Source organism: Coriobacteriaceae bacterium (assembly GCA_025992855.1).
In the GTDB taxonomy this organism is placed as follows: domain Bacteria; phylum Actinomycetota; class Coriobacteriia; order Coriobacteriales; family Coriobacteriaceae; genus Collinsella.
On the sequence record DAJPGB010000001.1, the window covers coordinates 781,315 to 797,365 of the forward strand.

10 protein-coding genes are annotated in these 16,051 nt (G+C 59.6%); 9 read left to right on the forward strand and 1 reads right to left on the reverse strand.

Annotation, left to right across the window (positions count from 1 at the left end):
* The first annotated feature begins 10 nt into the window (after positions 1 to 10).
* The 9 genes from OIL88_03275 (at position 11) to OIL88_03315 (ending at position 15,205) form a co-directional block, all read left to right on the forward strand.
* Positions 11 to 2,827 (forward strand): YhgE/Pip domain-containing protein, encoded by a 2,817-nt coding sequence (locus tag OIL88_03275; GenBank protein ID HJI71391.1) that lies wholly within the window; start codon positions 11 to 13, stop codon positions 2,825 to 2,827.
* A complete protein-coding gene (locus OIL88_03280; GenBank protein HJI71392.1) occupies positions 2,828 to 5,017 on the forward strand; it encodes a YhgE/Pip domain-containing protein in 2,190 nt (729 codons plus the stop codon).
* A gap of 333 nt (positions 5,018 to 5,350) precedes the next feature.
* Positions 5,351 to 6,334: a DMT family transporter gene (locus OIL88_03285; protein HJI71393.1), complete on the forward strand. Its 984-nt coding sequence runs from the start codon at positions 5,351 to 5,353 to the stop codon at positions 6,332 to 6,334.
* 116 nt (positions 6,335 to 6,450) lie between these two features.
* Entirely contained in the window at positions 6,451 to 7,746 is a 1,296-nt protein-coding gene (locus tag OIL88_03290) for a M20 family metallopeptidase (protein HJI71394.1), read from the forward strand.
* 51 nt (positions 7,747 to 7,797) lie between these two features.
* A complete protein-coding gene (locus OIL88_03295) occupies positions 7,798 to 7,980 on the forward strand; it encodes a hypothetical protein (GenBank protein HJI71395.1) in 183 nt (60 codons plus the stop codon).
* Between the two features lie 303 nt (positions 7,981 to 8,283).
* Positions 8,284 to 9,597, forward strand: coding sequence for a histidine--tRNA ligase (gene hisS / locus OIL88_03300; GenBank protein ID HJI71396.1), 1,314 nt, complete (start codon positions 8,284 to 8,286; stop codon positions 9,595 to 9,597).
* Positions 9,598 to 9,935: 338 nt separating this feature from the next.
* On the forward strand, positions 9,936 to 12,668 hold the full coding sequence (locus tag OIL88_03305) for a phosphoenolpyruvate carboxylase (protein HJI71397.1): 2,733 nt from the start codon (positions 9,936 to 9,938) through the stop codon (positions 12,666 to 12,668).
* A gap of 478 nt (positions 12,669 to 13,146) precedes the next feature.
* Complete coding sequence (gene larA / locus OIL88_03310; protein HJI71398.1) at positions 13,147 to 14,424, forward strand: nickel-dependent lactate racemase; 1,278 nt, start codon at positions 13,147 to 13,149, stop codon at positions 14,422 to 14,424.
* A gap of 49 nt (positions 14,425 to 14,473) precedes the next feature.
* Complete coding sequence (locus tag OIL88_03315) at positions 14,474 to 15,205, forward strand: aquaporin family protein (protein ID HJI71399.1); 732 nt, start codon at positions 14,474 to 14,476, stop codon at positions 15,203 to 15,205.
* Positions 15,206 to 15,511: 306 nt separating this feature from the next.
* Here the strand turns inward: OIL88_03315 and OIL88_03320 are convergent, their stop codons facing one another.
* The gene (locus tag OIL88_03320; GenBank protein ID HJI71400.1) at positions 15,512 to 16,051 is read right to left on the reverse strand and encodes a TetR/AcrR family transcriptional regulator; all 540 of its coding nucleotides are present in this window, start codon (positions 16,049 to 16,051) and stop codon (positions 15,512 to 15,514) included.

Here is a 16,051-nt window from a genome sequence, read left to right on the forward strand (position 1 = left end):
GCCTACTACAATGGTTGTCGATAGTACGATTCGATTCAACGACAGGATGGATGGTCCAAGCGTGAGTCTCGGCAGCAAACTATCCAACGCAAAGGTATCCTTTGCGATCTTTAAGCGTGACATCAAGCGATTGCTCGTGAACCCCGTCGCCTTGGTGGTTACCCTTGGCGTGTGTGTTATTCCCTCGCTGTATGCCTGGTACAACATCGTGGCCAACTGGGATCCGTACGGAAACACCCAGGGCATCAAGATTGCCATCGCCAACAACGATCGGGGCACCCAAAACGACCTGGTGGGTGAGCTCAACGCGGGCGATCAGGTCGTCGATCAGCTCAAGGAGAACGATCAACTGGGCTGGACCTTCGTCGATTCTGCGGCCGATGCCAAAGAGGGCGTCGAGAGCGGTGAGTACTATGCGGCCATCGTAGTCCCCAAGAACTTCTCGGATAACCTGGTTTCGATGCTCGACGGCAACTACCATCAGCCCAAGCTTACGTACTACGTCAATGAGAAGAAGAGCGCTATTGCGCCCAAGGTTACCGACACCGGTGCAAACACCATCGAGGAGCAGATCAACTCGGAATTTGTCTCCACGGTGGGCGAGACCGTTGCCAGTATTGCCAAGGATGCCGGAGTCGATTTAAAGGACAAGGCAACCCAGACTCAGGATTCGTTGGCCGGTTCGGTATCAGAGGCTTCCGATACGTTGGGCGAAGTGCGTGATTCGATTGGCGACATGAATGCCGCCATCGATAAGACGAGTGGTTCCATTGCCTCGGCAGATGCGGCACTTGCCGGTCTGCAGGGTCAGGCGCCGTCGCTGACGCAGGCGATCTCCCAGGGCAATGACCTGCTGGGCGAGGCTCGCGCCACGGCGGGCAACTCTGTCGCCTCGCTCTCCAAGGCGCTCTCGGAAGGCAGCCTTGCGCTCACCAAGACGTCAGCCTCCGCAAACGCTGCGATTGGCAAGCTGACGGGCACGGTCGCATCTACGACTACCCGTATCGACAACTCGCTTGAGTCTCTCCAAGCGACGATCGACCACAATAAGGCCGTTATCGGGCACTTGGAAATTCTCGTCAATGACACGTCGACAGGTTCCAAGGAAATTGACGCGCGCATTGTATCGATCATCGATTTGCTCCGCGAGCAGAATGAAAAGCTTCAGAGCATCAAGGACGGTCTGTCTGCGCAGTCGAGCGCCATGGCGAATGACGCCGCGGCTGTCTCGGGTGCCAGCGACGCTATCAATAACGCAATTCAGACCGGTGCGACCAACCTTGGCCAGGCCCAGACGGACCTGGGTCAAAACGCGCTGCCGAAGGCCTCGAGCGCGCTCGACTCTTTTGCTGCCGTTTCGGGCGACCTGACCGGTATCGTCTCGGGTATGACACCTACACTTGCAAATGCGCGCGGCACGTTGGCGCAGCTTAGCGCTACGCTCGGCCAGGCCAAGACCACGCTGTCCCAGACCGATTCCTCGCTTGCCAAGGTCCAGGACAAGCTTGCAACCGCCGCCAATGACATCGCGGCGCTGCAGATCTCCGAGTCCATGGGCGAGCTGGCCGATCTGATGGGCGTCGATGTCAATGACGTGGCAGATTTCATGGCGTCTCCGGTTGAGTTGACGTCCAAGTCAATCTATCCGGTCAAGAGCTTTGGCTCGGGCATCGCTCCCTTCTACACCAATCTGGCGCTTTGGGTGGGCGGCTATGTGCTCATCGCCATCTACAAGCTCGAGGTCGACCGCGAAGGCATCGGCAGCTTTACCGCGCGTCAGGGCTACTTTGGCCGCTGGTTGCTGCTGGTGATCCTGGGCGCGTTGCAGGCCATCATCGTTACGGTAGGCGATCTGGTGATCGGCGTGCAGTGCGTCAGCCCGCTGCTGTTCGTGCTGGGCGGCATCGCCATCTCGTTCACCTACGTCAATATCATCTATGCGCTGTCCACCACGTTTAAGCATATCGGCAAGGCTATCGGCGTCATTCTGGTTATCGTGCAGATCCCGGGTTCGTCGGGCATGTACCCCATCGAGATGATGCCAGGCTTCTTCCAGTGGTTGCACCCGCTGCTGCCCTTTACCTACGGCATCAATCTGCTGCGCGAGACGGTCGGCGGCATGTACTCGTTCAACTACCTGTTTAACCTGTGCATTCTGGGCGTGTTCTTGATCGTGGCGCTCTTTATCGGTCTGCAGCTGCGTCCGCTGCTGCTCAACCTTAACCTGCTCTTTGATAAACAGCTTTCCACGACCGGTATGATGATTTGCGAGTCCAACGACCTGCCGCGCCAGCGCTACTCGCTGCGCACGGCCATGCGTGTCATGCTCGATTCCGATTCGTACCGTCGCGAACTGCTCGATCATGCGGTCGCCTTTGAACATCGCTACCCGTACTACATCAAGGGCGGTTTTGCCGCCGTGGTGGGCGTTCAGGTCCTGCTCTTTGTCCTGTCGACGGTTCTCGATATCGACAATAACGGCAAGATCATCCTGCTTGTCATTTGGATCATCTCGGTTATTGCCATCTGCGGCTGGCTTATCAATATCGAATATATCCGCGCGAGCCTCAATACCCAGATGCGCATCTCGGCGCTTTCGGATGAGGACCTGCGTCGCGAGATGCGCGAGCACACGGCCGCCATTCCTGCCGCCCGCCACATGTTTGGCCTCAACGCCAGCGAGCGTGGTGCCAAGGGCGGCGATCAGTCCACGGGCCGCTTGCCGCATATCGGCTCGCACCATAAATCTCAGGGCAGCGACAGCACAGCCACAAATGATGGAGATACCACCGCGCTTGGCAAGCACTCCAAAGGAGGTGAGGCATAAATGAAGAACATCCTGCATCTGTTTAGGCGCGATGTCCAAAACGTGTCTCGCTCCGTGATCGGCTTGATTGTCGTGATGGGCCTCATTATCGTGCCGTGTCTGTACGCGTGGTTTAACATCGCCGGCAGCTGGGATCCGTACGGCAACACCGGCAATCTTAAGATCGCCGTGGTCAACACCGATGAGGGTTACGAGAGCGATCTGATTCCCGTCGAGGTTAACGTGGGCGAAAACGTGACCGCCACCCTACGCGGCAACGAGAGCTTCGATTGGGTTGTGCTTAACGATCGCGAAAAGGCTATCGAGGGCGTTAAGTCGGGCGCGTACTATGCTGCCGTCGTTATCCCCAAAACGTTTAGCGCTGACATGATGACGCTTTTCTCGACCGAGGTGAAGCACGCCGATATCGAGTTCTATGAGAACCAGAAGGCCAACGCCATCGCACAGATCGTGACTGAAAAGGGTTCGAGCGCCGTCCAGAGTCAGGTCAACGAGACCTTTACCAAGACCATCACGACCATCGGCCTTAAGACCGTGTCCAGCCTGCTCGACTATATGAGTACCGACCAGGTGAGCAACTTTATCGCCAATCTGTCCTCGACGCTGGGCGATTCGGTCGAGGACCTGCTGGACGTTCAGGCGAGTGCGACGTCGCTCGCGGGCATTTTGAGCTCCACGTCCGATTCACTGACATCGGCGGGCGGCATGCTCAAGCAGACGGGCACCGTTGATGAGTCGACGAAGCAGCTGATGGAGCACGCCAAGAGCGGCATCAATGATTCCAAGGAAGCGCTCAAGGCCGCCAACGATGCCGTTGACGCAGCGATTGACGGAAGCGCGGGCTCGTTCGACAACGTGTCCGCCGAGCTTGCGAAGGCATTCGATGCCGCGAATCAGCATGTTGACCTTACGGTGTCTCAGCTCAACGAAGCCGCAGCGGCGCTCAATACGCGTGCTGACGATATCGATGCGATGGCCGATCAGCTCCGCAACCTTGCCGACCAGGTGAGTGATGACAAGCTCAAAGACGGTCTCGAGTCCGCTGCGACGTCGCTGGGCAGAATTGCCGTGGAGTACCGCAACAATGCGAAGGACCTGACGGCGACCGCAAAGTCCCTTTCGGACGGCATGGCGGAGGTCAACAACTCGCGTGCCGAGGTCGACCAGGCCATCGCCGATGCCAAGGCGGGTATCTCGGGAGCCAAGTCCGACTACGATTCCACGTTCTCGGTTAAGGCCAAGGAGCTCAAGAAGACCATTTCGGGCGTTCTGGATTCCCTGAACGGTATCTCGGGTGACTTGGATAGCGCCGTGAGCGGTCTGACCGACGCCTCTGGTTCGCTCGCGAAGGGTCTCTCCAAGGCTGCAGGGCTCGTCAACAAGGCTTCTGACCAGCTGGGTGAGGCATCGGACAAGATCAGCGCGTTCAAGGACGAGCTCGACGGCGCCCTGATGTCGGGTGACCTGGCGACGATCAAGACGATGATCGGCAACGACCCCGAGGGTTTGGCCGTGTCGCTTTCCGGTCCCGTCGCGCTCGATCGTAAGCCGGTCTATCCAATCCGCAATTACGGTTCGGCCATGGCGCCGTTCTATACGATCCTGTCGCTGTGGGTGGGCTCGATCGTGCTGGCAGCCATGATGAAGGTCTCGGTTGACGACGAACTCATCAACGAGCTGATCCCCGTGCGCCTGCACGAGATCTACCTGGGCCGCTACCTGTTCTTTGGAGGTCTGGCCCTGCTGCAGGCGACACTCGTGTGCGCGGGCGACATCCTGTTCTTTGGCATCCAATGCGACAACCCGCTGCAGTTTGTACTTGCCGGCTGGGTCGCGAGTCTCGTGTTCTCCAATATCGTCTACACGCTCACCGTGTCGTTTGGTGATATCGGTAAGGCGCTCGCCGTCGTGCTGTTGGTTATGCAGGTCGGCGGTTCGGGCGGTACGTTCCCCATCGAGATGACCGGCCCTGTGTTCCAGGCGATCTATCCGTTCCTGCCGTTCACCCACGGCATCAACGCCATGCATGCCGCCATGGCTGGCGCCTACCATATGGAGTACTGGGTTGAACTTGGCATTCTGGCGAGCTATCTGATTCCGTCGCTGGCACTGGGCGTCGTCTTCCGCCGCCCGGTCATCAAAGCCAACGACTGGATTATCGAAAAGCTGGAGTCAACAAAGCTTATTTAGTTACGCGGTTTTACCAAACCGCGTAACGGCTCGACGCTGCAAACGTCCCTAAGCGGCAATCTGACGTTCAATTTCAAGGGCGCGACCAGAAGGTCAGCGCCCTTTCATTTCACGTCACCTTGCTCGCTTAGGGGCGTTTTCGCTGACGTTGCCGGAACATCGAGGTTTTCTGTACCGACGCTTTAGCGTAGTGAATTGCGTGGGTTGCTTGGTTGTTGCTACAGTAGCGGGGCGTGCCGGGGGTCCGGCGCGTCCCGTTTTTATTTGACCATGAGGCGGCATGCGGTCACGCGCGTGCGGACACCACGCCCAGATTGAGCACGAGGATGTTCCATGGCCCAATACGCTGCCAACGAAATCGAAAACTTGCCCGATAGCCCAGTAGCCCGTGAGGATTTGGGCGCGGGCGGTATTCCCCGGGGCGCCGGCGCGCGCTCTCCGCTGTTCTGGAAGGTTCTGCTCCTTTCGGTGGCGGTCATCTGGGGCTACTCCTTTACCACTATGAAGGACGCACTCGGCACCATTCCGGTGTTCGCGCTGCTCTATGTACGTTTTCTGCCCGCAGCGTTGGTCATGTTTGCCGTCTTCCACAAGCGCATCATCGCGCACCTCAACGCTCGCAACCTGATCGTTGGCCTGAGTATGGGCGTGCTCATGTGGGCGGCCTATGCGTTGCAGACGGTCGGTCTGGCACATACTACGGCGGGCAAGAATGCTTTTTTGACGGGCACGTATTGCATCCTTGTACCGTTCGCGAGCTATTTCCTGAGCGGCGAAAAGCTCACGCGCTACAACTTGGGTGCCGCGCTGCTGTGCCTAGCGGGCATTGGCCTCGTCGCACTCGATAGCGTTGAATTCAACATTGGTGACGTCATTACGTTGGCGGGTGCGGCCTTTTTCGCCATCCAGATGGCGGTGACTGCCGAGTACGGTCGCAAAATGGACATCAACGTCATCACGTTTTGGATGTTTGTGGGCAACGGCGTGCTGAGCCTGGCAACGTCGCTGCTATTCGAGACCCAAGCGCCTCTGTCCGTGTGGACGCCGAGCTTTATCGGTGCGATGGCGTTTCTCTCGGTGGGCTGCACATGCGCGGCTCTGCTCATCCAAAACGTCGGCCTGGCGCATGTCCCGGCCTCGACGGGCTCGCTGCTCCTTTCGATGGAGTCGCCTTCGGGTGTGCTGTTCTCGGTGCTGCTGATGGGGGAGGCGCTCACCTCGCGCCTGCTCGCCGGCTTCGTGCTTATCTTCCTGTCGATTATCTTGAGCGAGACTCACTTCGATTTTTTGCGTCGAAAGCCGCGCCCGCAATTGTAAACAACTTGTTGCGCCGCCCTCCCGGGGCGGCATTTTTTATGCCTCGCCCTTAAAGTAGTACCTTGCACTTTACGCTATCAAAGTGCTTGCTGCAAAAACGATACTGGAGGGCATCTATGGCACCAGCTTTGTCCGATCTTCAACCGCAATCAGCGCCCAAGGCCACCGCAGCGGCGCAGACCGCTATCGGTGACGGTCTTGTTGCAGAAGCTCAGGCTTTTGCAGACGAGCTCGCTGCGTGGCGACACGATCTCCACCAGATGCCCGAGCTGGGTAATAGCCTCCCACAGACCTCTGCGTATATCCAAGCGCGCCTGACCGAGATGGACATCCCATTTGCCACGCTCGTTGATGGTTCCTGCGTTGTGGGCCTTGTCGGCGCCGGTGCCGCCGCGGCCCAGGGCAATGGCGTCTGCACGGACGAACAGGCCGGTACGGTCATCATGCTGCGTGGCGACATGGATGCCTTGCCCGTTGCCGAGGAATCCGGCGAGCCCTTTGCATCCACCAACGGCTGCATGCACGCTTGCGGTCACGATATGCACGCGACGGCGCTGCTTGGTGCGGCTCGTATGCTCAAAGCGCGCGAGGCAGAGCTTGTTGATGCCAACGCCACGGTTAAGTTGCTGTTCCAGCCGGGCGAGGAAACCTTTGAGGGTGCCCGCGCCGCCATCGCCGACGGTCTGCTACAGAACCCGCGTCCTCAGGTCGCCTTTGCCATGCATGTCAATAGCCAGTCGCCGCTTGGCCTGGTGCTTTACGGCAGTCCGGCGCTCTCGGGCGTGTACGGTTTCCGCGTCACGCTGCAGGGCAAGGGCGGTCATGGCTCGAGCCCCGAGATCTGCATCGACCCCATTACGGCGGGTGTGCACGTGCATCTGGCACTTCAGGAGCTCATCTCCCGCGAGGTGCCGGCGGCCAAGGAGGTCGCGCTTACTGTGGGTAAGTTCGCCGGCGGCCAAGCGGCCAACGTCATTCCAGATACCTGCGTGCTCGAAGGTACGCTGCGCGGCTTCGACGTCGAGCTCATGGAGCACCTCAAGACCCGCATCGCGGAGGTCGTCAAAGGTGTTGCCACGACCTATCGCACGCCGGCGACTATCGAGACGCTCTCGGATGTTCCCCCGCTCGTACTCGATGACGACATGACCCAGGCGTCGCTTGGCTACGTGGGCGCGGTGCTGCCCAAGGCCGCCTTCCTGCCGCTGTTCCACGCCATGGCGAGCGAGGATTTCGCGCTGATCTCGAGCGAGATCCCGAGCGCGTACTTTACCGTGGGCGCTGCCGTGACTGATGCGGACGAGCATTTTGCTCAGCATCATCCCAAGGCACGTTTTAGCGATGCCGAGCTGCCACTTGGCGCCGCGGCTTACACGGCGGTCGCTTTGGGCTATATCGCCGACCACCGGTAGCACCCAATCTTGCCTTTCAAGCCTGCGGGCATGGCCATAAGGCCTATGCCCTTGTCTTTCAAGGCAATCTTGGGCACTACCGGCGCCATCGTCTCGGGTGTGCTGTTCGATGCCACGGGCTCCTTTGCGAGCGCCTGGATTGTGTGCCTGGCGTGCTCTGTGGTCATGCTCGTGTTTCTGCTGGCATCCGAGCCCATCGCCGCCAAGCTGCGCGCGAGCGTGGCGGGGGAGTAGACTCCGTCGCTCTTTTCTGTTCGCCCCGTTCTGTCCGTGGCTGCCTTGGAAGCCGAATGGATGCTCGTACCATCATTCGGTTTCCAAGTCGGCCACGGGCCTACGAAATGATCCGTTTTCCTCCGTCCCCAACAGATCACGTGATCCGAAGGGGACGGAGGAAAGCGCATCATAAACAGCGGCGGCGCGTCTGGCCGAACGAGCCCCCATACCCTCGTTCGGTCAGACGCGCCGCCGCGCTTTGTTTTTGTGCCGTATAATGACCACTACCTATGACGCGATACAAAAGAAAGGTGTTTGCCCATGCAGGCACAGAAGGCGGAGGGAACCCGCGACCTTATCGGCGCCGAGATGCGCGCCTGGCAAAAGATGCAGCAGATTGCGGCCGGCGTGTTCGAGCCGTTTGGCTTTAAGCCCATCGAGACGCCCGCCATCGAGCAGGTGGACGTGTTTGTCCACGGTATCGGCCAGTCGACCGACGTCGTGCGCAAGGAGATGTTCCGCGTGTTTAGCGGCGCCAACCTGGAGCGCGTCTTTACCGAGGGTACCGACACCAAGCTCAAGCCCAAGCAGCGCCTGGCCCTTCGTCCCGAGGGCACAGCCGGTGTGGTGCGCGCCGTCGTGGAGAACAACCTGGTGCCCCAGGGCTCCACGCCGTTTAAGGCCTATTACGCCGAGGCCATGTTCCGCGGCGAGCGTCCTCAGAAGGGTCGCCTGCGCCAGTTCCACCAGGTGGGCATCGAGTGGCTCGGCGCTCCCGATCCGGCTGCCGACGCCGAGTGCATCATCATGCTCATGGAGTTCTACAAGCGCCTGGGCTTCGATCTTTCCAAGCTCCGTCTGCTTATTAACTCGATGGGCGATGCGCAGTGCCGTCCGGCATATCGCGAGCAGGTCAAGCAGTTTATCCTCGATCACGCCGACGAGATGTGCGACGAGTGCCGCGAGCGCGCCGAGCTCAACCCGCTGCGCGCCTTCGACTGCAAGAACGACCATTGCCGCGAGATCATGTCCGACGCACCGCTGATGGGCGACAACCTGTGCGACGAGTGCCGCGAGCACTACGAGCGGGTCAAGCGCTATTTGGATGCGGCGGGTATCGAGTATGTCGAGGATCCCACCTTGGTGCGTGGCCTGGACTACTACACCCGTACTGTCTTTGAGGTCGAGGCTCCCGGCGCCGGTGTCGGCTCCATCGGTGGTGGCGGTCGCTATGACGGCTTGGTCGAGCTCGAGGGCGGCAAGCCCACGGCAGGCGTCGGCTTTGCCGTCGGCTTTGAGCGCGCCCTGCTGGCCCTGCAGGCCTTTGGCAGCGACCTGGGTGCCGAGGAGGTCCCGTGCGTCTACGTCGCCAACGCCGGCAAGGAGCTGCGTCAGAACGTCTTTACCATTACGCAGCAGCTTCGCGCCGCAGGGATTGTGACCGAGGCCGACTATCAGGGCCGTTCCCTTAAGGCCCAGTTTAAGCAGGCCGACAAGGTGGGCGCTAAGCTCATCCTAGTCCTGGGTGGCGACGAGCTTGCCGCCGGCAAGGTCAAGGTGCGCGACATGCAGAGCCACGACGAGGTACTGGTCGATTTGGCCAACGTTGTCGAGGCGGTTCGCGAGCGCCTGTAGCGTATCTTTTTGAGCTGCGGGCCTGCTAACGTGCCCTGCTCATGGAGAGCGATTGTTACGGGGGCGTTTCGCATTTATGCGGAATGCCCCCGTTTGCATATGCCGTCCACCGAGAAATACGACCATTTGGGGCAAAAAGCCTTGCAATGCAGAAAATACTTTTGTGTGGTAAAGCGCAATCAGCTTCGAAAGTTTTTGCCGAGTGCCTATAATAAATACCGCATGTTACGTGCATAGAAGGAGGAATGGGAGGAAACGTGGCTGAGAACCTAAGCAACCAGTCTGTACCCGAAGCCGCGGCGCGTGTCGCTGCCGTGGTCAACCGCCTCGTTAACCGAATCGGCTCGAATGCCGAATCCAAGGAGCGTCTCGCCGAGATCGAGATCCCCGAGGAGCTGCGCGACAATCTGGCGCTGTTCTTGCGCCTGGAGCGCCGTGTGCTTAGCGAGTATGATCCCGAGATCGCGGACCTGTTCGACAAGATTTTGACAGCCGAGATTGTGGCCAACGCCGGAAACCCCGGCACCCGCGCTGCCGACGAGTCCGTCGACGAGCAGGGCGTGCCCACTGCCGACGAGCCCACCGCCGTGGCGTTTCGTGAAGTCGTTGATCTGATCGACAGCCTGCCGCTCGATAAGCAGCAGGTCATTGTCCGCGCCTTTACGAGCTTCTTCCATCTGGCTAACCTGTCGGAGGAGAACTACCGTGTGGCGCAGCTGCGCGAGCGCGAGGCCGGTGCGTCGACCGATACCGAGGTCGATCCCGCCAACGAACTCACCGTCGCCTATCACCAGTTGGTAAACGAGATGGGTGTCGAGGGTGCCAACGAGCTGCTCGGCAAGCTTGAGTTCCACCCTGTCTTTACCGCACATCCCACCGAGGCCCGTCGCAAGGCCGTCGAGGGCAAGATTCGCCGTATCTCCAACCTGCTGGAGGAACGTCCGCGTCTGGGCGGCTCCGACCTGGTGGAGAACGAGCGCCATATGCTGCAGGAGATCGACGCCCTGGTACGCACGAGCCCCATCGCGTTGAAGAAGCCCACGCCGGTCGAGGAAGCCGATACCATCATCGACATCTTCGATAACACGCTGTTCGACGTTATCCCCGTCATCTATCGTCGTTTTGACGACTGGGTGCTGGGCGACAAGGCCGGTACCGTGCCGCCGCTGTGCCCGGCATTCTTCCATCCCGGCAGCTGGATCGGCTCCGACCGCGACGGTAACCCCAACGTCACCGCAAAGGTGAGCCGCGAAGTCGCCGCCAAGTATTTCACCCATATGGTGCTCAAGCTCGAGGACAAGTGCCGCCGCATCGGCCGCAACCTCACGCTCGAGGCCACCTACAGCAAGCCGTCTGCCGAGCTCATCAACCTGTGGAACCATCAGGTCGAGATGAGCACCCAGTACACCGCACGTGCCGAACTGATCTCCGAGCACGAGCCGCATCGCGCCGTCATGCTCGTCATGGCCGATCGTCTGAACGCCACCGTGCGTCGTATCACCGACACCATGTACCACAGCGCCGATGAGTTCCTGGATGACCTGCGCGTCGTCCAGCGCTCGCTGGCCGCCTGCGGTGCCGTCCGTGCCGCCTACGGCCCGGTCCAGACCATCATCTGGCAGGTCGAGTCCTTCGGCTTCCACATGGTCGAGATGGAGTTCCGTCAGCACTCCGTGGTGCACGCCCGCGCCCTTAAGGATATCCACGAGAACGGTATCCATGGCGACCTGCAGCCCATGACGCGCGAGGTCATCGATACCTTCCGCGCTATCGGCTCCATCCAAAAGCGCTACGGCAAGAAGATGGCGCACCGCTACATCATCTCGTTCACCAAGAGCGCCCAGCATGTGGCCGACGTCTTTGAGCTGGCACACCTGTCCTTTGCACACGAGGAGGATGTCCCCGAGCTCGACGTGATCCCGCTGTTCGAGCAGCTCGAGGACCTCGAGGGCTGCGTCGACGTGCTCGACCAGATGCTTACGCTGCCCGTGGTGCAAAAGCGCCTTGCCCAGACCAACCGCCGCATGGAGGTCATGCTGGGCTATTCCGACTCCTCCAAGGATGCCGGTCCTACCACGGCCATGCTTGCGCTGCACTCCGCGCAGGAGCGCATCGCCAAGTGGGCAGAGAAGAACGATATCGACCTGGTGCTCATGCACGGTCGCGGCGGTGCCGTGGGCCGTGGCGGCGGCCCGGCCAACAAGGCCGTGCTGGCGCAGCCCAAGGGTTCGGTCAATTGCTTCTTTAAGCTCACCGAGCAGGGCGAGGTCATCTTTGCCCGCTACGGCAACCGCACGCTGGCTCAGCGCCATGTTGAGTCCGTTGCCGCCGCAACGCTTTTGCAGTCGGCTCCGAGTGTCGAGAAGACCAACACCGAGACCACGCGGAAGTTCTGGGATATGGCCGAGAAGCTCAACGCCGCAAGCCACGAGCGCTATCTGGACCTGCTGAACACCGAGGACTTTACACCGTGGTTCTCGACCGTGACGCCGCTGACCGAGGTCGGTCTGCTGCCGATTGGCTCGCGTCCCGCCAAGCGCGGCTTGGGCGCCAAGTCGCTCGACGACCTGCGTACCATTCCGTGGATCTTCAGCTGGAGCCAGGCGCGCATTAACCTGGCCGCTTGGTACGGCCTGGGCACCGCTTGCGAGCAGCTGGGCGACCTTGACCAGCTTAAGGCTGCCTACCAGGAGTGGCCGTTCTTCCGCACCTTTATCGACAACATCGAGATGTCGATCGCCAAGACCGACCAGCGCATCGCCAAGATGTATCTGCACCTGGGCGATCGCCAGGATCTGTCCGAGAAGGTCTTCACCGAGATGCAGCTCACGCGTAAGTGGGTCCTTGCCATCGTCGGTGACGAGTGGCCGCTGCAGCGCCGCCGCGTGCTCGGCTGCGCCGTTCGCGTACGTAACCCCTACGTCGACGCCCTGTCCATCGCCCAGGTCCGCGCCCTTCGCGAGGTGCGTATGAACCAGGACGAGATGGCCGAGGAGAAGAAGGCCGAGTACATGAGCCTGATTCTTTCGACTGTGACCGGCGTCTCGGCAGGTCTACAAAACACGGGGTAATAGATAGCCCTGGAGTCGTCCGGGCCCGCCATAGGTTTACTTTTAGGCACGTCCTCGGACATGCAAGAAGCCCTCGCTGCGCACTTCGTGCGGCGAGGGCTTCTTGCGTCCTGCGGAGTGTGCCTAAAAGTAAACCTATGGCGGGCCCTACGATGTTCGGTCTTCTGCGGATTACGGGCTGAGGGAAGAATGGTGCGCTTCGCGCGTTTTGGATGGGGGTCTGTCCCGGCGGCGCGTGCGGCGCTTTGCGCCTAGCGCCTTTTCGACTGAGTTGGAGATGCATTGGCGTTTGTGGCGCTATCGCGCCTCGCGCCTTTGTTGGTGGTCGTGGTTCCTCTGGAATCGCGGCCGTTTTTATATCACTTAAATGTGAACGTTTTGTTAATGGGTTGGTGGGTGGTTGGTTGTTGTCGGTAAGCGGCGTATCCTTCCAACGGTTTATCTAGTGTGTTAGATGAAAGGAAGAGGGCGCTCGTCGTTGTTTGAATGTGAATTGCCGTTTGACCACAAGACGCTGCATCTGGAGCTTGAGGACAAGAACTTCGCAGGTGTGATGGAGGGTCATCAAAACGAGTTTAAGACCACGAAATCGCAGGAAGAGCTGGTAGAGGAGTCGCTTGCCAACCCTTATGGCTCGCCTTCACTCGAGGAACTTTGTACTGGCAAGAAGGATATCGTCATCATTAGCTCCGACCATACGCGCCCCGTTCCCTCGCGTGTGACGATGCCTATTCTGCTGCATCACATCCATTCCGCTGCGCCCGAGGCTCGCGTTCGCATTCTGGTTGCTACGGGTATGCATCGTCCGTCGACGCACGAGGAACTCGTCAACAAGTACGGTGAGGAAATCGTTGCCAACGAGGAAATCGTTATGCATGTCGCGACTGACGACAGCATGATGAAGAAGATCGGCACCCTGCCTTCTGGTGGCGAGTGCATCATCAACAAGATTGCCGCCGATTGCGATCTGCTGCTTGCCGAGGGCTTCATTGAGCCGCACTTCTTTGCCGGTTTTTCTGGTAGCCGCAAGTCCGTCCTGCCCGGCATCGCCAGCTACAAGACCATCATGTACAACCACAACGGTCAGTTTGTGAACGATTCTCATTCGCGCGCCGGCAACCTGTGCCACAACCACGTGAGCGAGGACATGTTTGCCGCTGCCGAGATGGCTCACCTTGCCTTTGTGCTGAACGTGGTTCTCAACGGCAAGCATGAGGTCATCGGCTCCTTCGCCGGTGACATCCACAAGGCACACGAGGCTGGCTGCGAGTTCGTGAAGAGCCTTGCCGGCGTTGAGCCCGTCGAGTGCGAGATTGCCATCACCACCAACGGCGGCTACCCGCTCGACCAGAACATCTACCAGGCCGTGAAGGGCATGTGCTCTGCCGAGGCCACGCTTCCCGAGGGCGGTGTGATTATCGACGTTGCCGGTTGTGCCGACGGTCACGGTGGCGAGGGCTTCTATCACAACATCGCCGACAACGATCCGGCGGAGTTTGAGCGTGCCTGTATCGATCGTCCCAAGGACGAGACCCTGCCCGATCAGTGGACGAGCCAGATTTTCGCCCGCATCCTGGCACATCACCCGGTGATTATGGTTACCGACCTGTGCGATCACCAGATGATTAAGGATATGCACATGACGCCGGTCAACACCCTCGATGAGGCGCTCAAGCTCGCCTTTGAGATGAAAGGTGCCGATGCCAAGGTGGCCGTCATTCCCGATGGCCTGGGCGTTGTCGTCGCGCAGCACTAGTGCGCGGCCTAAACGAATCGTTTATAACCGAAAAGAAAGATAAGGTTTTATGCTTACCAAACTCCTCTGCGAATTCGGCGCAACGGCCCTCATGATTATCTTTGGCGTGGGCGTGCACTGCGATACCGTGCTCAAGGGCACCAAGTATCAGGGCTCCGGCCATATGTTTGCCATCACCACTTGGTCTTTTGGCATCTCGGTCTGCCTGTTTGTCTTTGGCGGCGCCGTGTGCATGAACCCGGCTATGGTGCTTGCCCAGTGCATCGTAGGCCTGGTGCCGTGGAGCAGCTGCATCCCCTTCATGATTGCCGATATGCTCGGCGGTTTTGTGGGCGCCGTAATCGCTTGGCTTATGTATGCCGATGAGTTCAAGGCTTCCGAGGGCGTCGTCGACCCCATTGCCCAGCGCAACATCTTCTCGACCAACCCCACCACCGAGGGCACGAACTATGCCCGCAACTTCTTCTGCGAGGCTATCTGCACCTTTGTGTTTATTAGCGCTATCCTTGCTGCCGCTAGCCGCGCTGGCGAGAACGTTCTGATGCTCGCTATCTGCGTCGGTCTGATCGTTTGGGCTGTTGGCATGGGCATGGGCGGCATCACCGGCTTCGCCATGAACCAGGCTCGTGACCTTGGTCCTCGCATGGCCTATCAGGTGCTGCCGATCAAGAACAAGGCTGACAACAACTGGAAGTACGGCCTGCTCGTTCCTGGCATCGCTCCGTTTATCGGTGCCGCTCTGGCCGCGCTGTTTGTGCACGGTTTCTTGGGCATGTTCTAGTCCAAAACAATTGATATAACGCCCGGGTCCGGCATAGGTTAACTTTCCGCCGCGTCCTCGGACATGCAAGAAGCTCCCGCTGCGCACTTCGTGCGGCGGGAGCTTCTTGCGTCCTGCGGAGTGCGGCGGAAAGTTAACCTATGCCGGACCCTGCGGGAATCCAGTTGCGTTCGAACAAGCAACCAACATATATATCTGAATTTGGATGTGGTGGGCACTTTGTTGTTAGGCGCTTTGAGGTGCGAGTGACACTTTGGGATGCGTGGCGGCCTGGGTTGGGGCGATGCTTTGGGATGAGTTTCTTACTTAGTTGAAAAGGGGTTTTATGGCTGATAGGTAGTCTTTGGCTACGTCGGCCTTATCTGCTTGGAAGTTGTGCCAGGCCCACCATTGGACCATTCCTACGAAGCTTGAGGCTATGTGGTGTAGTAGGAAGCTTCGGTCCATGGTGGCGGCGGGGCCGTTTGGGTCGGTAGGGACGGTTTCGGCTGCTCGTGACATGATGGTCTTGCGGAGGCAGTCGGCGAAGACGCGTGAGCCGGCGCCGGCTACGAGGGCGCGTACACCCTGACGGCGTTCCCAGAGGTTGTTGAGGATGTGCTCGATCTGTACGAGCGGGTCGTCGAACGGCGTGCCATTGTCGTCGAGGGCGTGGGCGCAGATATCGCTTACAAGCTCGGAGAGTAGGTCGTCTTTGCTCTTAAAGAGGCCGTAGAACGTCGCGCGGCCCACGTTGGCGCGCACGATGATGTCGCCGACGGTGATCTTGCCGTAGTCTTCCTCGCGAAGGAGCTCGGAAAACGCCGTGACGATAGCGGCGCGGCTTTTGGTTTTGCGAGCATCCAT

What these genes read in the sequence shown, in the direction of transcription:
- OIL88_03275 (HJI71391.1), top strand. Translation starts at nt 11, where the DNA reads ATGGTTGTCGATAGTACGATTCGATTCAACGACAGGATGGATGGTCCA.
- OIL88_03280 (HJI71392.1), top strand. Translation starts at nt 2,828, where the DNA reads ATGAAGAACATCCTGCATCTGTTTAGGCGCGATGTCCAAAACGTGTCT.
- OIL88_03285 (HJI71393.1), top strand. Translation starts at nt 5,351, where the DNA reads ATGGCCCAATACGCTGCCAACGAAATCGAAAACTTGCCCGATAGCCCA.
- OIL88_03290 (HJI71394.1), top strand. Translation starts at nt 6,451, where the DNA reads ATGGCACCAGCTTTGTCCGATCTTCAACCGCAATCAGCGCCCAAGGCC.
- hisS (HJI71396.1), top strand. Translation starts at nt 8,284, where the DNA reads ATGCAGGCACAGAAGGCGGAGGGAACCCGCGACCTTATCGGCGCCGAG.
- OIL88_03315 (HJI71399.1), top strand. Translation starts at nt 14,474, where the DNA reads ATGCTTACCAAACTCCTCTGCGAATTCGGCGCAACGGCCCTCATGATT.
- OIL88_03320 (HJI71400.1), bottom strand. Translation starts at nt 16,051, where the DNA reads ATGGATGCTCGCAAAACCAAAAGCCGCGCCGCTATCGTCACGGCGTTT.